This is a genomic window from Microvirga sp. jy35 (assembly GCF_056148915.1).
The window spans coordinates 57089-76243 of record NZ_JBWBEW010000017.1 but is presented as its reverse complement, the minus strand read 5'-3'; the positions used below and the strand labels follow the sequence as shown (position 1 = coordinate 76243).

Annotated in this window: 15 protein-coding genes and 3 tRNA genes; 6 read left to right on the top strand and 12 right to left on the bottom strand. The window is 63.6% G+C overall.

Translation table 11 applies throughout. From position 1 onward, the window contains the following. The first annotated feature begins 73 nt into the window (after window positions 1–73). Complete coding sequence (locus AC0QTX_RS14525; protein ID WP_474604525.1) at window positions 74–1045, top strand: threonine ammonia-lyase; 972 nt, start codon at window positions 74–76, stop codon at window positions 1043–1045. 166 nt (window positions 1046–1211) lie between these two features. Then, window positions 1212–3593 carry an AI-2E family transporter gene (locus tag AC0QTX_RS14520; protein WP_474604524.1) on the top strand — a complete coding sequence of 794 codons (2382 nt, stop codon included), beginning with the start codon at window positions 1212–1214 and terminating at the stop codon, window positions 3591–3593. A gap of 25 nt (window positions 3594–3618) precedes the next feature. Here the strand turns inward: AC0QTX_RS14520 and AC0QTX_RS14515 are convergent, their stop codons facing one another. Together AC0QTX_RS14515 and AC0QTX_RS14510 are read right to left on the bottom strand one after the other, a co-directional pair. After that, complete coding sequence (locus tag AC0QTX_RS14515; RefSeq protein ID WP_474604523.1) at window positions 3619–4824, bottom strand: ABC transporter permease; 1206 nt, start codon at window positions 4822–4824, stop codon at window positions 3619–3621. Further along, on the bottom strand, window positions 4821–5813 hold the full coding sequence (locus AC0QTX_RS14510) for an ABC transporter ATP-binding protein (RefSeq protein ID WP_474604522.1): 993 nt from the start codon (window positions 5811–5813) through the stop codon (window positions 4821–4823). The genes AC0QTX_RS14515 and AC0QTX_RS14510 overlap by 4 nt, the downstream gene beginning before the upstream one ends. Window positions 5814–5997: 184 nt before the next feature. Between AC0QTX_RS14510 and AC0QTX_RS14505 the strand changes: the two genes are divergently transcribed. Continuing rightward, window positions 5998–6420 (top strand): DUF2141 domain-containing protein, encoded by a 423-nt coding sequence (locus AC0QTX_RS14505; protein WP_474604521.1) that lies wholly within the window; start codon window positions 5998–6000, stop codon window positions 6418–6420. A gap of 87 nt (window positions 6421–6507) precedes the next feature. Here AC0QTX_RS14505 and AC0QTX_RS14500 read toward each other — a convergent pair. Both AC0QTX_RS14500 and AC0QTX_RS14495 read right to left on the bottom strand, forming a co-directional pair. Beyond that, a tRNA-Pro gene (locus AC0QTX_RS14500) sits at window positions 6508–6585 on the bottom strand. Window positions 6586–6730: 145 nt separating this feature from the next. After that, a complete protein-coding gene (locus tag AC0QTX_RS14495; RefSeq protein WP_474604520.1) occupies window positions 6731–7237 on the bottom strand; it encodes a hypothetical protein in 507 nt (168 codons plus the stop codon). 268 nt (window positions 7238–7505) lie between these two features. On the opposite strand from AC0QTX_RS14495, the gene AC0QTX_RS14490 reads away from it, so the two are divergent. Both AC0QTX_RS14490 and AC0QTX_RS14485 read left to right on the top strand, forming a co-directional pair. After that, window positions 7506–8126, top strand: coding sequence for a DUF4142 domain-containing protein (locus tag AC0QTX_RS14490; protein WP_474604519.1), 621 nt, complete (start codon window positions 7506–7508; stop codon window positions 8124–8126). 234 nt (window positions 8127–8360) lie between these two features. Further along, entirely contained in the window at window positions 8361–8927 is a 567-nt protein-coding gene (locus AC0QTX_RS14485) for a DUF1003 domain-containing protein (protein WP_474604567.1), read from the top strand. A 37-nt stretch (window positions 8928–8964) separates the two neighbouring features. On the opposite strand, the gene AC0QTX_RS14480 is transcribed toward AC0QTX_RS14485, so the two are convergent. From AC0QTX_RS14480 to AC0QTX_RS14450, 7 genes are all read right to left on the bottom strand, one after another. After that, window positions 8965–9040: transfer RNA gene (locus AC0QTX_RS14480), tRNA-Val, on the bottom strand. Between the two features lie 82 nt (window positions 9041–9122). After that, window positions 9123–9401, bottom strand: a complete 279-nt coding sequence (locus AC0QTX_RS14475; protein ID WP_036352717.1) for an HU family DNA-binding protein — start codon at window positions 9399–9401, stop codon at window positions 9123–9125. A 191-nt stretch (window positions 9402–9592) separates the two neighbouring features. Then, complete coding sequence (lon, locus tag AC0QTX_RS14470; RefSeq protein ID WP_474604518.1) at window positions 9593–12019, bottom strand: endopeptidase La; 2427 nt, start codon at window positions 12017–12019, stop codon at window positions 9593–9595. Window positions 12020–12247: 228 nt separating this feature from the next. After that, a complete protein-coding gene (gene clpX / locus AC0QTX_RS14465) occupies window positions 12248–13516 on the bottom strand; it encodes an ATP-dependent Clp protease ATP-binding subunit ClpX (RefSeq protein ID WP_196265508.1) in 1269 nt (422 codons plus the stop codon). A 225-nt stretch (window positions 13517–13741) separates the two neighbouring features. Further along, window positions 13742–14374 carry an ATP-dependent Clp protease proteolytic subunit gene (locus AC0QTX_RS14460; protein WP_329797788.1) on the bottom strand — a complete coding sequence of 211 codons (633 nt, stop codon included), beginning with the start codon at window positions 14372–14374 and terminating at the stop codon, window positions 13742–13744. Between the two features lie 77 nt (window positions 14375–14451). After that, window positions 14452–15819 carry a trigger factor gene (tig, locus tag AC0QTX_RS14455; RefSeq protein ID WP_474604566.1) on the bottom strand — a complete coding sequence of 456 codons (1368 nt, stop codon included), beginning with the start codon at window positions 15817–15819 and terminating at the stop codon, window positions 14452–14454. Window positions 15820–15933: 114 nt separating this feature from the next. After that, window positions 15934–16018: transfer RNA gene (locus AC0QTX_RS14450), tRNA-Leu, on the bottom strand. A gap of 170 nt (window positions 16019–16188) precedes the next feature. Here AC0QTX_RS14450 and AC0QTX_RS14445 point away from each other — a divergent pair. Further along, complete coding sequence (locus AC0QTX_RS14445; protein ID WP_474604517.1) at window positions 16189–17529, top strand: multicopper oxidase family protein; 1341 nt, start codon at window positions 16189–16191, stop codon at window positions 17527–17529. Here the strand turns inward: AC0QTX_RS14445 and AC0QTX_RS14440 are convergent. Continuing rightward, window positions 17522–19009: an NAD(P)H-hydrate dehydratase gene (locus tag AC0QTX_RS14440; protein ID WP_474604516.1), complete on the bottom strand. Its 1488-nt coding sequence runs from the start codon at window positions 19007–19009 to the stop codon at window positions 17522–17524. The two genes, AC0QTX_RS14445 and AC0QTX_RS14440, sit on opposite strands and share 8 nt — an antisense overlap. Between the last annotated feature and the right edge of the window lie 146 nt (window positions 19010–19155).

Sequence of the window (19155 nt, the reverse complement as noted above, 5' to 3'; positions counted from 1 at the left end):
TGCCTGTTGACGCGGCAGGCCCCACGCCACCATGATCCGCCCCCTCCTCCCATTCCGCTCCGACGGAGACACTATGACCACGTTCGACGTCACGCTCGCCGATATTGAAGCCGCCCGCAGCCGCGTCGCCGGACGCGTCCGGCGTACGCCCGCCTTCGACAGCCCCGAGGTCTCGGCGCGGCTCAGCCGGCGCACGGCCCTGAAGATGGAGGCGCTGCAGCTTGCCGGTTCGTTCAAGGTGCGCGGAGTCTTCAACAAGGTGCTGACCCTGAGCGACGAGGAGCGCCGTCGCGGGCTCGTCACGGTGTCGGGCGGCAACCATGCCATCGCGGTCGCGCAGGTGGCCGGCACCCTCGGCCTCGACGCCCTCGTGCTGATGCCGAAGGTCACGCCGCGCTTCAACGTCGATCTCGCGACGAAGTACGGCGCGCGCATCGAACTCTGCGACGACGCGGCCGAGGCCTTCGCCAAGGCGGAGGAGTACCAGCGCCAGGGACGGCTTTTCGTCCATCCCTACGACGACCCGGCGATCATTGCGGGCCATGGCACTCTCGGGCTCGAATTCCTGGAGGACATCCCCGATCTCACCCACGTCTTCGTCTCCATCGGCGGCGGCGGCTTCATGTCCGGCGTCGCGGCAGCCCTGAAGGCGAAGCGGCCCTCGGTCACGGTCTATGGCGTCGAGACCGTCGGCGCGCCGACCATGACGGAGGCGCTCAAGGCCGGCGAACCGGTCGCGATCCGCCCGACATCGATTGCCAGAACCCTCGGCGCTCCGTTTGCGACCCACAGGACAGTCGCGGGCGCCAAGCTCTTCCTGAAGGAAATCCTCCTCGTGGAGGACGAGCCTGTGATCGCGGACGTGAGCTGGCTTCTGCAGAAGGAGAAGCTCCTCTGCGAGCCGGCGGCCGCCTGCGTGCTGACCGCGGCAGACACGATCGCGCCATCCCTGCCCGACGACAGCGTGATCGGCCTCGTGCTCTGCGGCTCCAACCTGTCCCTCGACGACCTCGATGGATGGCGCCGGGCATCGAAGGGAACCTGAGCCCATCTGAAAGGCAGACGAGCATCCAGGGGCGCAGGAGGGTCCCGGATCTAACAGGGTGCTGCCGAGTTGTCTGCAGGAAAGCTCAACTGGAAAGTACCCGTGCATGGTTGACCCGGCACTCCCCGCCCCTCAGCCTGCTCCACCGCCTGCAGGTTCCTCGCTCTTGACCGCAGGCGGCGTCGTTCTGGCGATAGGCGGGCTTTACTTTGGCCGGGATATCTTCATTCCCTTCGCGGTCGGCATTCTCCTAAGCTTCGCGTTGACCCCTCTCGTTAACCGGCTCCGGCGACTGAAGCTGCCGAGGATTGCTGCTGCGCTGGTTGCAGTGACGCTGGCCTTCATCCTGATCGGGGGCCTCACCTACGTCGTTGGCAGCCAGCTCGTGCAGCTCGCCAACAATCTCCCGAGCTATCAGACGACGATCACGGAGAAGATCCGCACCTTGCAGACCTCCGCTCCGGGAGGCGGGGTTGTGGACAAAGTCACCACGACCATCCAAGACCTGAGCAAGGAAATCTCGGGAGCGGAGAAGGCCACCGACAAGGCAGCCGAGCAGGCCGGCACGGCTCTGGGCACCTCTCCTGCTCCACAGGAACCGATCACAGTCAGGCTCGAGCGTGCTGAGTCCCAGCCGCTCGAGATCATTCAGACCATTGTCGGTCCCCTCCTCGCGCCATTGGCCACCGCTGGCCTGGTGATCATCTTCGTGATTTTCATTCTGCTCGAACAGGAAGATCTGCGCGACCGATTCATCAAGCTCGCCGGCGCTGGCGATCTTCAGAAGAGCACCCAAGCGCTCAACGACGCGGCGGCACGAGTCAGCCGCTACCTGCTGATGCAGCTCATGGTCAACATGACCTATGGAATCCCCATCGGGATCGCGCTCTACTTCATCGGCGTTCCCAATGCCGTGCTGTGGGGACTACTGGCAGCGTTGCTGCGCTTCGTCCCATATCTGGGCCCTTTCCTGGCAGCCAGCTTTCCTATCGCGCTCGCCTTTGCAGTCGACCCAGGCTGGTCGATGCTGCTTTGGGTTGTGGGGCTGTTTCTCTTTGCCGAACTCGTCAGCAACAACGTCATCGAGCCATGGCTGTATGGCTCCAGCACGGGTCTGTCTTCCCTTGCCATCATCATGGCGGCGATCTTCTGGACCACCCTGTGGGGACCTGTCGGGCTGTTTCTCGCCACACCCCTGACCGTTTGCCTCGTGGTGATCGGGCGCTACGTGCCGCAGCTCGAATTTCTGGGCGTTCTTCTCGGCAGCGATCCCGTGCTCGCCCCGGAGGAGCGCCTGTACCAGCGCCTGCTGGCCGGAAACCTCGAAGAAGCGGTCGAGATCGCCGAGGATTACGTGGACGAGCACTCCTCCCGCGCGTTCTACGATCACGTGGCCATTCCGGCCCTGCGTCTGGCCGAAAACGACCGCCAGCGCAGCACGACCGACACGAATTACCGGCGCCTCGTCGCGAACACCGCCATCTGCGTGGTGCGGGAGGTCGAAGAGCACATTCAGGAAAAGGCCACCTCCTCCGAAGAGGCGAACGTCGCCGACACGAACCCGCCCGCGGCCGCGCCGGTGCTTTGCATCGCAGGCCGTACCGAGCTTGATCGGGCCGCGGCCGAAATGCTGGCCCAGGTGCTGCAGGAAAACGGAACGGGAGCGCGGGTCCTGCCGCCGATCTCAGTGACCGAAGGCGCTCTGGCGCAGCTCGATCTCACCGGGGTGGAGGTCGTCTGCCTGTCCTATCTCCACCCGCAGCCGCAGGTCTTCGCCCGCTACATCTGCCGCCGCCTTCGCCGGCGAGCGCCGCACCTGAAGCTCATGGTCTGCTGCTGGAACGCCCCGCCCCAGGGCACTCACACGGAGGATCTGGCTCGGCAGATGTCCGCCGATGCGGCCATTCTTTCACTTGAGGTCGGCATCAACCAGGTCACCGCATGGGCTGCAAACAAGCAGGCTACTTCCTTTACTGAAGGCGGCCAGAAGCCGGCAATTATCGACGACGAGCACGAGCGTCTAGCCGCCTTGCATCAGTTAGGGCTCGCCGGAGGCCGGCCCCATTCGTTCGACGAAGTCACGAAACGGGTTGCTGAAGCGTTCGGGGCTCCGATCGCGCTCGTATCGCTGATCACCGACGAGCACCCGATCATGCCCGGTGTGACGGGCCAGCCGCCGGATCCAAACGCGGCCCATCACCTTCCGCGAGAGGCGTCGGTGTGCGGTCACGTCATGGCAGCAGATGAGGTGGTCGTTTCGGAGGATGTGACCAAGGATCCCCGGTTCACGGACAATCCGCTCGTTCTCGAGAAGGGCATTCGCTTCTATGCCGGAGCCCCCCTGCGCTCTTCCTCAGGTCTGGTTCTGGGTTCCTTGTGCGTCATCGACATGGAGCCACGGGCATTCTCCGATGCGGACCGCATTCAGCTTCAGCAGTTGGCGGATGGCTTGATGGCTGAACTCGAACTGCGCTCCGTAGAGGCTGCGGACAAGAGAGATCCCGGGCAGGTGTCAGGTCACAGACAAGAACAGGCGGCATCTCCCTGAAAGCAGGGTCCGCCTCGCCACGCGTTCATATCGAGCGGCGCCGCAGCGACACCATCAGGCTGAAGAGCAGCGCCCCCGCCGTCATTGCGATGAGAACGGCCCAGGCGGTCCACAGGGACGACACCGACGCCCCCGGCGTGAGAGCCGAGGAATAGGCCTGGATCGACCAGGCGTTCGGGGTCCACCATCCCGCTTCCTGCAGCCATGGAGGCAGGAAGAAGCGCGGGACCATGCTGCCGCCGGCGGCCGAAAGGATAAGCACCACGAAGGTCGACAGAACCTGTGCCTGCTGGCGCGAGGAGCAGACGACGCACAGGCTCAGGGCAAGGCCGGAAGTTGCCGCGGCCACAGCGAGGGTCGTGGTGAGCCAAGGGCCGAAGGTTGAGATGAAATCCACCCCATAGAGAAGATACGCCGCGGCAAAGACCAGCGCCGCCTGCACGCTTCCCTGAACGACGAGGAACAGAAACTTTCCCAGGATGATCGCCGCAACGGCTCCGGGTCCTGCCAGCAGACGGTCATAGACCCCCAGGCGCCGTTCCTCGATGAGCCCGACCGCCCCCTGCACGGCCGCCAGAAGCAGGAACATCACCGCAACGGCGCCGGCGTAATACGAGACGGCCCAACCGGCGGTCTGTGGCAGGGCCGATTCACTGGCGACCAGCCCCGCATCACGCATGCGCGGGTCGCTGCGGGTCTCGTCCGCCTTCTCCTTGAACGTCTCGTCGATCCAGATTCTCTGCTCGGACGTGATGCCCCCGATGGCCTCCAGGTCTGCCAGCACCTGGGCGAAGGCCACATCCGGCATATGGATCGCGAGCAGCCGCTGCAGGTGGCCGGCCATGATCGCACCGGCAATTGCCCGCGCCTCATGGGTCACGAGGAGAACGGGTGCTCCGGCACCCCGCTGGTTCAGGTCGCTCCGGAGGATGAGTCCCAGATCGACGGCGCCATCTTTCACCAGTCTGCGCACATCCTCTGCCGATGCATCGTGGCTGTAGGTGACCCGCAGGGTCGGCTCCTGACGGATTACCTGGACGAGCTGTGACGTGGTGGGGGTTCGCGCCAAATCGGCGACACCCACATGAAGCCGGAGCTGGTCACCGCCGGCGGAGGAGAAGATTGCGGCGAAGATCACGAAGATGAGCGGCGGCAGCACGAACGCCATGGCCAGCGCGCCGCGATCCCTGAGGAGGGTCAGGAACATGACCCGCGCCGCCGCGAAGATCATGATCGCCATCCCTCGACATGAGCCAGAACATGCTCGAGCCCGGGCTCGCGCAGGCTGATCTCGTGCAGATCGACGCCATGCCGCCGGAGCGCAGTCTGCAAGGGTGCAAAACCCTCCAGGCCTGTCGACCACGAGGTCCATTCGAGCGGGTTGGCCGTGGGCGCGAGCCCTGACCGTTCGAGAACGCCTTTCACGCTGTCCTCCGGCTCCCGGCTCAATGTCACCACAACTTCGCGCCGGTCCCCGAACATGCGATGGAGGATGTCGCCGACAGGTCCCTCTTCGGCCATCCTACCCCATGCCAAAATCCCTATTCGATCCGCCAAGGCCCGTGCCTCGTCGAGGTCGTGAGTCGTGAGCAGAATCGAGGTGCCGTCATCCCGCAGCCGCCTCAAGGTTCGGTGCAGCGACAGCCGGGCGTCCACATCGACGCCCACGGTGGGCTCGTCCAGAAGCAGAAGACGGGGCCGCGTCAGCAGGGCTGCGGCGATGTTGGCCCGTCGCTTGTACCCGCCGGAAAGGTGGTCGATCAGATCGTGCTGCCGGCCTTCCACCTGCACCAGGCCCATGGCCTCGCCAACCCGCAGGGGGATCTCGCGCTTCGACAGGCCAGCCATTCCGGCCATGATCTCCAGGTTTTCCCGGACTGTCAGGCGCGGGTAGAGGGCGATGTCCTGCGGTACCAGGCTCATCATCCGCCGCGGCGCTGCCTCCCGGCCGGGATCGCCTCCGAAGACCCTCACCTCGCCGGATGTCGGCCTGAGCTGGCCGGTCAGGAGGCGCATCAGGGTCGTCTTGCCGGTCCCATTGCGCCCGAGCAGGGCGAAGATCTCACCCTGCCGTAGCAGCAGGTTCAATCCCTGCAGAACCTCCCGTACGCCCAACCGGACCTGCACCTCGGCCAGAATCGCGATCGATGATCCCTGATGCGCCGCCGCAGGCTCCGGCATCCTCGACAGGTGATGACGCGCTGCGATGGCTGCCTCCATGGGACAGGGGGATTGCGGGCAGGCTGCCTCTCGTCAGGAACCTAGCTCCGATTTCGGTTTCGGGAAGAGCACGCCGTCACGTGATCGCCGGACGTGCCGGAGGCTCTCGCAATCTTGAAGACGAGCGCCAAGTTCGTCGTGGTCGGATGTACAAAGCCCTTATGTTTCAGGAGAGGCGCTATCGATGCTGCGATCGATCACCGGAATGATCACCGTTCTCATGCTCACGAGCGGTGTGGAGGCGGCCCCGCTGACCGTGCAAGTCGAAGGCGCCAGTCCCGGCCGGGGTCCCGTCCTGATCGGCATCTGCTCAGGTTCCCTGGATTTCGGATCGTGCCGGTACAATCAGACCGTGCAACCCCCGGCGGCGGAGTTCCAAGTGGTGTTCCCGGATGTTCCGGAGGGAGCCTACGCCGTCGCGGTCTTCCAGGACACGAACGGCAACAACAGCCTCGACCGGGACTCGAGGGGCCTGCCGCAGGAACCTTATGGCTTCAGCAATGGTGCGGGCCGCACCGCACCGCCCTCATTCGAGGCAGCGCGCATCATGGTGAGCGGCAATGCAACGACCCGTGTGCGGCTCGCCCGGACGCCGCTGGTGCGGTAGCCCGGCTCGGTCGAACCGTGCTGGCGAGGCTCTGCTGTTAGAGAGGGTAAGAAGGCGAAGGGCGCCGGTCCCGTGCCCTTGGATAAATGGTCGGAGCGAGAGGATTTGAACCTCCGACCCCTAGTCCCCCAGACTAGTGCGCTAACCGGGCTGCGCTACGCTCCGACTGCCGAAAGGCTTGGATGCTCTAACTTTTTAGGAGCGGTCACGCAACCCCGAAATTCCAGTGGAGCACAAAAACACTCCGTATCGTGCTCACGCCTCTGGCGAGCACAGCGGAGCTTTATTGGCCCCGCTGTGCTCCCAAAAGTCAAAACTCTTCTACCCAGAAGTCCGAAGCCGACATTTTCAATCCTTTTCCCACTTTCACGAAGGGGACAGCTCCCTTGGAGCCTGTCCCGTCAGGATCGTAGTAGATCAGCCCGTTCTTGGAGTTGTAGATGATGCGATCGTCTCTGTCGTGAGCCTTGCTGCCCTGCCAGAATGCGCTTGCCTTCATCCACTTGTCTGCGGCGCCAATGCCCTTGAAGATGTCGTTCGACAGAAGGATCGCATCGTAGTTCTTGTCGTAGTCCGTAATCACATCGACCGCGTTCCTCGAAGGCCGGCTCCCGAAGTAGAAGTCGTCGTAACCAGCGCCGCCCGTAAGGGTATCTCGGCCCGCTTCTCCATCGAGGTGATCGTTGCCCCCTCCACCATAGAGGCGGTCATTGCCTGCATCGGCGTAGATCATATTGACCCGATCATCGCCGTAAATCCTATCATTGCCCCTAGTACCGAAGCCGTATCCGCTGCTCTGAACACGAATGCTTGCCATTCTCATCCTCCGTTCAGCGAGCTATGTCAGCACCGCCGAAGACTGAGCCCCCATACCCCTGGCTTCAGCTTCTTGGTTTTTATGAACAACATAATATTACGCATCAGCATTTCTGATGTGCGGTTTCACACAATCCTGTGAACTCCAGTGGCCAAAGCCCAGCTGAAACCATCGGACTCAAGCGGCGTTCGCATCCCAACGGCGGCCCAGAGTCGAGCGCTTCCTCAGCGTGTCGCGGCCGAGCCGGGATGTTCAGCAGGAGATACCTATGGATCGTCGCGCCCTTCTCGGCGGCTTGGCCGCCTCACTAGTCGTTGCCCCTGCCCTCGCCCAGACGAGCGGCTCCCCTTCAACCATGCCCTCGGGCTCCTCGGGCGCCATGCCGATGAACCGGGCTGCCGGCCAGATAAGCCAGGCCGACATGCAGCACATGCAGCAGACCATGCAGCTTGGCATGGTCGCTCTGGAATCCAGCCGCATGGCCATGAACAAGGTCCGCAACGACGACCTCAAGCGCTTCGCCAACTTCGAGGTTCAGGAGCAGACTACCCTGTCGGAAGTCCTGCGCTCCATGATGGATCCTGGAGCAACCGCCGCGACAGGATCGGCGAGCGGTCAGTCGGGTCAGTCGACCATGCCGCCTATGCAGATGGATGCCAGCGCCCGCGACATGATGCAGAAGATGCAGAACCAGCAGGCGGGCGCCGAATTCGACAAGATGTACCTGGAAGCACAGCTGCAGGGCCACCGCGACCTGCTGCAGGTCCAGGAGCGCTATCTCCAGTCCAACCCGCAGAACCGTGAGCACATGAACGTCGCCAAGATGGCCCGCGGTCATATTCGAGAGCATATCGCCATGCTCGAAGAGATGCAGAAGACCATGCGCTGAGGCGCCGGACGACGGAAAAAGCCCGCTCCAGTTGAAGCTGGAGCGGGTTCAAGTCTCAGGAGTAATCCTTGGAGGGATCTTGTCCAACCCTCGGGAAAACAGATTGTTTCATGCATCGGGTGCGGCGTTCCATCCCATGGATGGGGTGAGCCTTTCCTGGCTGAACTCTTGCGCTGACCAACCGTTTGACTCCAGCCGAAACGAGGCTTGGAGAGACATTCCGTGACAAAGACCATGGGGCCTGCCGAATCCAAAGCACGGCGTGAGAGCCCGAGCACCCCTCCCGTTGAGCCGAACATGTTCGCCTCCGTGCTGGAGCGGAACATCGACGCTTTGCGTCTCAAGCGTGAGGAGGAAGAGAGAAGAGCCAGTCTTCAGGACCGGATCGCCCAAGCCATCACCCGTTTCACCGGCAGCATGGTTTTCGTCTACGTTCACATTGCCCTGGTCGGCGGTTGGGTTGCAGTCAATCTTGGGATCATCCCCGGCGTTCCGGTCTTCGATCCGACTTTCGTCATCCTCGCGACCTTTGCGTCAGTGGAAGCGATCTTTCTCTCCACCTTCGTCCTCATCAGCCAGAACCGCGCGGCTGCCGAAGCGGACCGCCGCTCTCAGCTCGATCTTCAGACCAACCTTCTGTCCGAGCATGAGATCACGCGGCTTCTGACTCTGACCCGAGCCATCGCCGTGCATCTGGGCATCAAGGAAGCGGACGATCCGACCCTGGAAGAGCTGGAACAGCATGTGGCACCGGAGAAGGTGCTCGACAGGCTGACGGAGGATGAAAACGGCTCGCCCTGACGAGGCACCGCAGGAATAGCAGGGTATCATAGGACAATGGTGGGCGGTGAGGGGATCGAACCCCCGACCTGCGGTGTGTAAAACCGATGCTCTACCAGCTGAGCTAACCGCCCGACAGGCCTGACATAAAAACAGAAGGCCAACAACGCAAGCGCCGTTGGCCCTCATCGCAACCGAACACCGCGAAAAAAGCGATTACTTCGCGTTCACGGCGTCCTTCAGGCCAGCGCCGGCGCGGAACTTCGGTGTCTTGGAAGCCGGGACCTTGACCTTCTCACCGGTGCGCGGGTTGCGCGCCTCGCCGGCGGCGCGGTTGGTCACCACGAATGTTCCGAAACCGACGATCTTCACCTCGTCGCCCTGCTTCAGAGCGCCGGTGATCGCCTCGATGGCGGCGTCGATCGCGTCACCAGCCTGGCCGCGCGAAAGGCCCACCTTGTCGGCGACAGCCGCAACGAGCTCGCCTTTATTCATGTCTTATCCTCCAGTGATCACGGCAGGCGCAAAAGGAAATGGTCCCCGTTTCAGGGACCTCCGTTTGGCGCAAAGCTTGTCCGTAAGCAACCCCGAAGTGGCTGAAATCAGCCGTTTATTGGCACATTTTCCCAAAAAGAAGCCCCCGAACTCGCGTCCGGGGGCTCCTATCGTTACGTCATGCCAGGGTTTTAGTGAGCCACGACCCCGGTCGAGTCGTCCTCGACAGCAGGCTTCGGGGCTTTAAGAACCGAGGCTTCGTCCCACTCGATCGGCTCGGGCGTGCGCACGAGGGCGTGGTGGAGAACCTGATCCATCATGGAGACCGGGACGATCTCAAGCCCGTTCTTCACGCTTGCCGGGATGTCGACCAAGTCCTTGGCGTTCTCCTCGGGGATCAACACCTTCTTCATGCCGCCGCGCAGAGCCGCAAGGAGCTTTTCCTTCAGGCCGCCGATGGGCAGAACCCTGCCCCGCAGCGTCACCTCGCCCGTCATGGCGATATCGCGACGGACCGGGATACCCGTGATGACGGACACGATGGCTGTGGCCATGGCAATGCCGGCCGACGGACCGTCCTTGGGCGTCGCACCCTCCGGCACGTGCACGTGGATGTCGCGACGATCGAACATGGGCGGCTCGACGCCGAAATCGACGGCCCGGGAGCGGACGTACGATGCCGCAGCCGAGATCGATTCCTTCATGACGTCACGAAGGTTGCCCGTGACGGTCATCTTGCCCTTGCCCGGCATCATGATGCCTTCGATGGTCAGCAGCTCGCCGCCCACCTCTGTCCAGGCCAGACCAGTGACCGCGCCGACCATGTCCTCCGTCTCGGCCTCGCCGTAGCGGTAGCGCGGGGGTCCGAGGAAGTCTGGCAGGTTGGCGGTCGTGACCTCCACCGACTTGACCTTGGAGATCAGGATCTCCTTCACGGCCTTGCGGATGAGGTTGGCCAGCTCGCGCTCGAGGTTACGCACGCCCGCTTCGCGGGTGTAGCGGCGAATCAGCATGAGGAGAGCCTCATCGCCGATCTTCCACTCCTTCTGCGCCAGGCCATGCTTCTGCATGGACGACGGAATCAGGTGGGTGCGGGCGATCTCGGCCTTCTCCTCCTCCGTGTAACCCGCGATGCGGATCACTTCCATACGGTCGAGAAGCGGGCCGGGAATGTTGAGCGTGTTAGCCGTGGTCACGAACATCACGTTGGACAGGTCGTAATCGACCTCCAGGTAATGGTCGTTGAAGGTCGAGTTCTGCTCAGGGTCGAGAACCTCGAGCAGGGCCGCCGACGGGTCGCCGCGGAAGTCCATGCCCATCTTGTCGATCTCGTCGAGCAGGATGAGGGGGTTGGACGTCTTGGCCTTGCGCATCGACTGGATGATCTTGCCGGGCATCGAGCCGATATAGGTCCGGCGGTGACCGCGGATCTCCGACTCGTCACGGACGCCGCCGAGCGACATGCGCACGAACTCGCGGCCCGTGGCCTTGGCGATCGACTTGCCGAGCGAGGTCTTGCCGACGCCGGGAGGACCGACGAGGCAGAGGATCGGGCCCGTGAGCTTGTTGGCGCGCTGCTGCACGGCCAGGTACTCGACGATGCGCTCCTTGACCTTCTCGAGGCCGTAGTGATCCGAATCGAGCAGATCCTGAGCGGCCTTTAGGTCCTTCTTCATCTTCGAGCGGCGGTTCCACGGAATCCCGAGCAGCCAGTCGAGATAGTTGCGCACGACGGTCGCTTCCGCAGACATGGGCGACATCTGGCGGAGCTTCTTCAGCTCGCCCATCGCCTTCTCGCGGGCTTCCTTCGTGAACTTGGTCTTCTCGATCTTCTCCTCGAGCTCGGCCAGCTCGTCGCGACCTTCGTCGTCGCCGAGCTCCTTCTGGATCGCCTTCATCTGCTCGTTGAGGTAGTACTCGCGCTGCGTCTTCTCCATCTGACGCTTCACGCGGGTGCGGATGCGCTTCTCGACCTGGAGAACCGAGATCTCGCTCTCCATCATGCCGAGCACCTTCTCCAGGCGCTGAGCGACGGTCGGGGTCTCAAGAATCGACTGCTTGTCGGCGATCTTGATGGCCAGGTGCGAAGCGATTGTATCGGCGAGCTTGGCCGGCTCGTCGATCTGGGTCACCGCGGTCACGACCTCTGGCGACACCTTCTTGTTGAGCTTCACGTAGTTCTCGAACTCGGACACCACAGAGCGGGCGAGCGCCTCGGCCTCCACCTGGTCACCGAGCGCGTCCGGCAGGGCCTCGGCCTCAGCCTCGTAATATTCGTCCGTGCGGGTGTAGGTCTTCACCTTGGCCCGGCTCGCGCCCTCGACCAGCACCTTCACGGTGCCGTCGGGCAGCTTCAGGAGCTGAAGCACGTTGGCCAGGGTCCCGACCTTGTAGATCGCATCCGTTGCCGGATCGTCGTCCGTCGCATCGATCTGGGTTGCCAGAAGGATATGACGGTCTCCTTTGACCACCTCCTCAAGCGCGCGGATCGACTTTTCGCGGCCGACGAAGAGCGGCACGATCATGTGCGGAAAGACAACAATGTCGCGCAGAGGCAGAACCGCATAGGTTCCGGTCGAGCCTGGAACAACAGGCTGACGTGGCTTCGATTGTGTCATGAGACGGCTTCCTTTTGACTGCGTCCGGGGATCCCCTCACATGAGCTGGACCTCAGACGGATAACCGGATTGCTCAGGCTCTTGTTATGGGCTGCATCCGGTACGCCGGGCCCTCCCTCGGGAGATGAGCGGACAGCTCCGGCGCAAGAGATAATGTGGCGTTGCGGGCCCTTCCTTTCAAGAAGATCGCCCGCAACGGATGGGTTCATCTGGAGCCCCTGGCCGCCGTCAGGCGCTGGCGCTGGCGGCCTGATCGTTGCGCTCGCCGTGGATGAAGAGCGGCTTGGCCTTGCCCTCCACCACCTCGGGCCCGATCACCACCTGCTCAACCGAGTCGAGCCCCGGCAGGTCGTACATGGTCTCCAGCAGGATGCCTTCCATGATGGAACGCAGGCCGCGGGCGCCCGTCTTCCGCTCGATGGCCTTCTTGGCGATGAGGGTCAGCGCCTCGTCCTGGAAGGTCAGCTGCACGTTTTCCATCTCGAAGAGGCGCTGGTACTGCTTGACCAGGGCATTCTTCGGCTCCTGCAGAATGGTCTTCAGGGCATCCACGTCGAGGTCTTCCAGCGTCGCCAGGACCGGCAGACGGCCCACGAACTCGGGAATGAGGCCGAACTTCAGCAGATCTTCTGGCTCCACCTCACGGAAGATCTCGCCCGTCCGGCGGTCGTCAGGGGAGCTCACGGAGGCTGCGAAGCCGATGGACGTGCCCTTGCCGCGGCTGGCGATGATCCGCTCGAGGCCCGCGAAGGCGCCGCCGCAGATGAACAGGATGTTCGTGGTGTCGACCTGCAGGAACTCCTGCTGGGGATGCTTGCGGCCGCCCTGCGGGGGCACGGAGGCCACGGTGCCCTCCATGATCTTCAGGAGCGCCTGCTGCACGCCCTCGCCCGAGACGTCGCGGGTGATCGAGGGGTTGTCCGACTTGCGGGAGATCTTGTCGATCTCGTCGATATAGACGATGCCGCGCTGCGCCCGCTCGACATTGTAGTCGGAGGCCTGGAGCAGCTTCAGGATGATGTTCTCCACATCCTCGCCCACATAGCCCGCCTCGGTCAGGGTCGTGGCGTCCGCCATGGTGAAGGGCACGTCCAGGATCCGGGCCAGGGTCTGGGCCAGCAGGGTCTTGCCCGAGCCGGTGGGACCGATCAGCAGGATGTTCGACTTGGCCAGCTCGACGTCGTTGTGCTTCGTCGCGTGGGCCAAACGCTTGTAATGGTTGTGGACCGCTACCGAGAGCACCTTCTTGGCGTGCTCCTGGCCGATCACATAATCGTCCAGAACGCGGCTGATTTCCTTCGGGGTCGGAACCCCGTCGCGGGACTTCACGAGAGACGATTTCGACTCCTCGCGGATGATGTCCATGCAGAGCTCGACGCATTCATCGCAGATGAAAACCGTCGGGCCAGCGATCAGCTTGCGAACCTCATGCTGGCTTTTGCCGCAAAAGGAGCAGTACAGCGTGCTCTTGGAGTCGTTGCCGCCAGCCTTGGTCATTATCACATCTCCAATCCGCACCGGGACGGCCCTTCCGGCCCAGTACTTCTTCTAAGTTTATGAGCGACGGGCCTAACGAAAGGTTCCGTCGCTAAGAATTGAACGATCAAATCGCCACATGTTCCGAATCCACATGCAATCACGCGCAGAGCACGGGATCAATAGAAACGGAATTGCCCGCCAAAAAGACGCACCCTGGAGGAATTTGTCCCCAGGATTTAAGGGTTAGACCGGAGTGGCTGCCGGCTCGGGACGCTTGGCGATCACCTGGTCGATCAGGCCGAACTCCTGGGCAGCCTCGGCGGTCATGAAGTTGTCGCGCTCCAGGGCCCGTTCGATGGCCTCGTAGGGCTGGCTGGTATGCTGGACGTAGATCTCGTTCAGCCGGCGCTTGAGGGCCTCGCTCTCGCGGGCATGGATCATGATGTCGGTGACCTGGCCCTGGTAGCCGCCGGAGGGCTGGTGGACCATGATGCGGGCATTCGGGAGGGCGAAGCGCATGCCCTTCTCCCCTGCGGTGAGCAGGAGGGAGCCCATGGAAGCAGCCTGGCCGACGCAGAGGGTCGAGACCGGGCAGCGGATGAACTGCATGGTGTCGTAGATCGACAGACCCGAGGTCACCACGCCGCCTGGCGAATTGATGTAGAAGGAGATTTCCTTCTTCGGGTTCTCGGCCTCGAGGAACAGAAGCTGCGCCACGATCAGCGAGGCCGAGTAATCTTCGACGGGGCCCGTGAGGAAGATAATCCGTTCGCGCAGGAGGCGCGAATAGATGTCGAATGCCCGCTCGCCGCGGTTCGACTGCTCAACCACCATCGGGACGAGCGTATTGTTAAAGAGCGCTACCGGATCTCTCATTGTCTCACTGCTCCAGTTCGGCCGCGCGAATCCGCGGCCGTGCATGTCATGCAAGCAACGAGACGCTTAAGGGAGCGTTACTCGCCCTTGCCGGATTTCTCTCCGTCTTCGTCCTCGTCGCTGAAGAGCACGTCCTTGGAGACGGTCTGCTCGTCCACCTTCACCTGGGACAGGATCTGGTCGACGACCTTCTCTTCGAACAGAGGAGCCCGGATTTCAGCTAGGGCCTGCGGGTTCTTTTGGTAGAACTCCCAAACCTGGCGCTCCTGGCCGGGGTACTGGCGGACCCGCTCGATGAGGGCCTGAGTCACCTCGTCGTCGGAAATCTTGATATCGGACTTCTCACCGATCTGTGCAAGGACCAACCCGAGACGTACACGACGCTCGGCGATCTTGCGGTACTCGGCCTTGGCCTCGTCCTCGGTGGTTTCCTCATCCTCGAAGGTCCGGTTGTTCGACTTCATGTCGCCCACAACCTGCGACCACACGGCCGTGAACTCCTGCTCGACCAGGGTCGGCGGCAGCTCGAAGCTGTACTTGGCGTCTAGGGAGTCGAGGAGGTCCTTCTTGACCTTGCGGCGCGATTGGGCGTCGAAGTCGCGCTTGATGGCGTCGCGGATCGCATCCTTGAGCTTGTCCAGGGACTCCATGCCGAAGCCCTTGGCCATCTCGTCGTCGATCTTCAGCTCGCCGGGAGCCTCGACTTCCTTCACGGTCACGTCGAACTCGGCATCCTTGCCGGCCAGGTGAGCGGCCATGTAGTTCACCGGGAAGGTGACCTTCACGAGCTTGGTGTCGCCCGCCTTGAGGCCTAGGAGCTGGTCCTCGAAGCCCGGAATGAAGGTGTTGGAGCCGAGCTCGACCCGGATGTCCTGACCGTTGCCGCCCTCGAACTCGGTCCCGTCGATGCGGCCCACGAAGTCCACGACCACCCGGTCGCCGGAAACCGCTTCGCCGTCCTTCGTCTCGAAGGAGCGGTTCTGCTTGGCCATGCGCTCGAGCGATTCGTTGATCTCGGTGTCGGTGACCTCGGCCACAGGCTTCGTGACGGCGACGTCCGACAGGTCGGCCAGCTCGAAGTCGGGCAGAACCTCGAGGGCGACGGTGAAGGCCAGATCGCCCTTGGCGTCCATGGCCTTCTCGACCTCTTCCTGGCTCTCGGGGAACTGGACCTGGGGCTCGTTGGCGAGCTTCAGGCTGTTGTCCTCGACGATCTTGCGGTTGGCCTCGTTGACGGCGTTCTGCAGCACGTCGGCCATGACGGAGCGGCCATAGACCTTGCGCAGGTGCCCAACCGGCACTTTGCCCGGACGGAACCCGTTGAGCCGAACCCGGTCCTTCAGGGTCGACAATTCGCTGTTCAGGCGCTCTTCCAACTCGGTGGCCGGGAGCACGACCTTGAACTCTCGCTTCAAGCCTTGGGACAGTGTTTCCGTCACCTGCATGGTACTGTTCGCCTTCATCCACTCGAAAAGAAACTTAAATCCAGGCTCCGGCCGATGCGGCGTCATGCCATCATCTGAGCCGCTCGGAGCCTCCGGATCCAACCCTGACGGGATTGGTGCGGGCGGAGGGACTCGAACCCCCACAACTTGCGTCGCTGGAACCTAAATCCAGTGCGTCTACCAATTCCGCCACGCCCGCGCGGGAGCAGCGCGAGAACGCGCCCCTCTTCCGGGACGCGGCTCTATAGCATGGTTGAGGAAGTGTGCATCAAAAAAGTTCGTGTGCGGCCAATTGGCAACCAAACTTGGCCGTTCACGTTCAAAGCTGTACCTGTACCGACACCCTCGAGCCATTCGCGAGCCCCCTGCATGATCACCCGCCGCGCCCTCACCGCCGGCCTTGCCACCTCCCTCGTCGGGCTCCCCCGGGTAGCCTGGGCTCAGGAGGCAGGCTCCTCCGTCCAGGAGCTCACCGCAAAGTCGGACAAGCTGCGGCTCCGCCCGGATGCGAGCGGCGAGGTCGAAGCCTGGACCTTCAGCGGCCAGCTCGCCCCCGCGGTACGGATCAAACATGGCGCCGAGTTGCGGTTGAAGCTGCGGAACGAGACCGCCCTGCCCCTGTCCCTGCACTTCCATGGGGTTCGCGGCCCCAACGGCATGGACGGAGTCGGCGGACTGACTCAGGAGCCGGCGGCGCCCGGCGGGTCCTACGAGTACCGCCTTGCCCCGCCCGATTCCGGTACCTTCCTGATCCGCCCCTGCGTGCTCGGCGGCAGCGCCGAGCCTCAGGAGCGTGGCCTATCGGGCCTGCTGATCGTGGAGGAGGCCAACCCTCCGCAGGTCGACCAAGACCTCGCCCTGGTGATCGACGACTGGAGTCTGACCGACGATGGCTCGCTCGTTCCCTTCAACAAGTCGGCGGAAAATGCCCCCGCCGGCCGGCTCGGGAGCTGGCTCAGCCTGAACGGCAAGCCGACGCCGCAACGGATCGAGGCCCCGCCCGGCGGGCGCCTGCGGCTGCGGCTCGCCAATGCCTGCAATGCCCGCGCCATGCGCCTGCGCTTCGACGGGCTCAAGGCATATGTGATCGCCATCGACGGGCAGCCGACCAGCACCTTCGAGCCGCTGAGAGCCTCCCTGCCCTTCGCGCCCGGCACCCGCTACGACGTGCTCATGGACCTTGCCCCCGAGCCTGGCGCCACCGGCGCCGTGATGGCTTTGATTGGCGACGGCCTGCCTCTCCTCGAAATTGCAACCGCCGGCGAGAAGCGCCCGGCCCTGCCTGCCGTCGCTCCGCTGCCGGCGAACACGAAGCTGCCTGAGACGATCAAGTTGCAGAACGCCACCCGCAAGGACGTGGTGATCAGGGGGGACCCGAAGGCAGCAAACCTCCCATGGACCATCAATGGAGCCGCGGGAAAGCCGAACGGCGCCCCACTCGTCAAAGTCAAGCGGGGCAGCCCCGTCGTGCTGACCCTGACGAACCAGACCGCCCTCATGCAGCCGCTCCATCTGCACGGCCATAGCGTCCGGCTCCTCCATGCTCTCGACGATGGCTGGGAGCCCTACTGGCTGGATACGGTCCAGGTGCCGGAGAACAAGACCGTCCGCATTGCCTTCGTGGCGGACAATCCCGGCAAGTGGCTTCTGGCGTCGACCGTACTGGAGCGGTTCGATGCGGGCCTGTGGACCTGGATCGAGGTTACCTGAGCAGGTCCCGCAGCACTCCCGGCACCAGCTCCGCCAGATCCTCGGCGATCAGCCCGGGCCCGAAGCTCGCCCCCGCCTCCGCATGGATCCAGACACCGGCGCAGGCCGCTTCGAAGGCAGGCACCCCCTGGGCCATCAGGCCGGCAATGAGGCCGCAGAGGGTGTCTCCCGAACCCGCGGTGGCCAGGTAGGGCGTGCCGTTCTCGTTGATTGCAGCGCGGCCGTCCCGCGCGGCGACGACCGTGTCCGCCCCTTTGAGCAGCACCACAGCTCCCGTATAAGCGGCGGCCCTGCGGACGCGCTCAAGTTTCGATGCAGGATCAAGGAGATCCGGGTGTCCCTTGAACAGGCGGTTGAACTCGCCGTCGTGGGGCGTGAGCACCGTCGGGGCATACCGTAAGGCCCCGTGCAGCTCGGAGGCGAGCCCCTCGAACGACGTCAGCGCGTCGGCATCGAGCACGAGACTGCGCCGGGCATGGACTGCGACCGCCACCATGGCCCGGGTGCCCGCGTGGATGCCGAGCGCCGGGCCCAGCACCAGGGCATTGAAGCGCGGGTCCTGCAGAATGGTGTTCAGCCCTTCCGGCCCGTCGCAGCCCCGCAGCATGATGGCCGTGAGATGGGCCGCATTGACCCCAAGCGCCTCCGGAGGCGAGGCTACCGTCACGAGGCCGGCCCCTATCCGAAGCGCAGCCCGCGCCGCCAGCCGAGCGGCACCAGTCCGCGTGGCGCCGCCGGATGCGACGAGGGTGTGGCCGCGCTCATACTTATGCGATGAGAGACCGGGCCTCGGCAGCACATGATTCCACAAGCCCGGACCATTGGCGAACAGAGTGCCGCCCTTGGCTTCCAGCGTCTTGCGGCTGATTCCGATATCGGCCACCTCGACCGGCCCGCTATAGGCCCGCCCGGGCATCAGCAGATGGCACGGCTTGCGGGCTGCGAAGGTCACGGTCCGGGTTGCCTTGACGGCCACCCCTCGCACCTCACCGGTATCGCCGTCGATGCCGGAGGGCATGTCCACCGCGAGGATCGGGCGCCCGGATGCATTCATCCGCTCCACGGCAAGGCGCGCAGAGCCCTCAAGGTCGCGGGCGAGACCGGTACCGAAGAGCGCATCGATGATGAGGTCTGCCCGATGGAAGGAAAGATCCTCGACCCGCCCGACCTCACCCGTCCAACCCTTAGCGGCTTCGGCCGCATCCCCCGTCAGCCGGTCGGGCGCGCCCAAGAGGCCGAGGCTCACCTGATAGCCCCTCTCGGCCAGAAGGACTGCCGCAATGTAGCCGTCGCCGCCATTCTGCCGCGGCCCTGCCGCCACGATGACCCTCCCCCCTTGAGCGGCTAATTTTTCGGCATGATCGGCCACAGCGTGACCGGCGCGCCTCATGAGTTCAATTCCCGGAATGCCGCTTTCGATCGTCTCCCGATCGGCTTGCTTCATCTCAGAGGGCGTCAGAACGAGTTCAGGGGCTGTCATGGGACCAAAATGGAGCGGTTTGAGTGGATTTGGCCACGTTTTTCGCAACTGCACAAACTTTAATCAGAAGATGCTCAGCAAGGCGGCAAAATGGCCGATATTGAGCCGGCGAGGCCATGGAAGGCTCCTCCCTGCCGGTGCTAAAA

Coding starts and splice junctions, on each gene's coding strand:
- AC0QTX_RS14525 (WP_474604525.1), top strand. CDS start 74: ATGACCACGTTCGACGTCACGCTCGCCGATATTGAAGCCGCCCGCAGC.
- AC0QTX_RS14515 (WP_474604523.1), bottom strand. CDS start 4,824: ATGATCTTCGCGGCGGCGCGGGTCATGTTCCTGACCCTCCTCAGGGAT.
- AC0QTX_RS14510 (WP_474604522.1), bottom strand. CDS start 5,813: ATGGAGGCAGCCATCGCAGCGCGTCATCACCTGTCGAGGATGCCGGAG.
- AC0QTX_RS14505 (WP_474604521.1), top strand. CDS start 5,998: ATGCTGCGATCGATCACCGGAATGATCACCGTTCTCATGCTCACGAGC.
- AC0QTX_RS14495 (WP_474604520.1), bottom strand. CDS start 7,237: ATGGCAAGCATTCGTGTTCAGAGCAGCGGATACGGCTTCGGTACTAGG.
- AC0QTX_RS14490 (WP_474604519.1), top strand. CDS start 7,506: ATGGATCGTCGCGCCCTTCTCGGCGGCTTGGCCGCCTCACTAGTCGTT.
- AC0QTX_RS14485 (WP_474604567.1), top strand. CDS start 8,361: ATGGGGCCTGCCGAATCCAAAGCACGGCGTGAGAGCCCGAGCACCCCT.
- AC0QTX_RS14475 (WP_036352717.1), bottom strand. CDS start 9,401: ATGAATAAAGGCGAGCTCGTTGCGGCTGTCGCCGACAAGGTGGGCCTT.
- lon (WP_474604518.1), bottom strand. CDS start 12,019: ATGACACAATCGAAGCCACGTCAGCCTGTTGTTCCAGGCTCGACCGGA.
- clpX (WP_196265508.1), bottom strand. CDS start 13,516: ATGACCAAGGCTGGCGGCAACGACTCCAAGAGCACGCTGTACTGCTCC.
- AC0QTX_RS14460 (WP_329797788.1), bottom strand. CDS start 14,374: ATGAGAGATCCGGTAGCGCTCTTTAACAATACGCTCGTCCCGATGGTG.
- tig (WP_474604566.1), bottom strand. CDS start 15,819: ATGCAGGTGACGGAAACACTGTCCCAAGGCTTGAAGCGAGAGTTCAAG.
- AC0QTX_RS14445 (WP_474604517.1), top strand. CDS start 16,189: ATGATCACCCGCCGCGCCCTCACCGCCGGCCTTGCCACCTCCCTCGTC.
- AC0QTX_RS14440 (WP_474604516.1), bottom strand. CDS start 19,009: ATGACAGCCCCTGAACTCGTTCTGACGCCCTCTGAGATGAAGCAAGCC.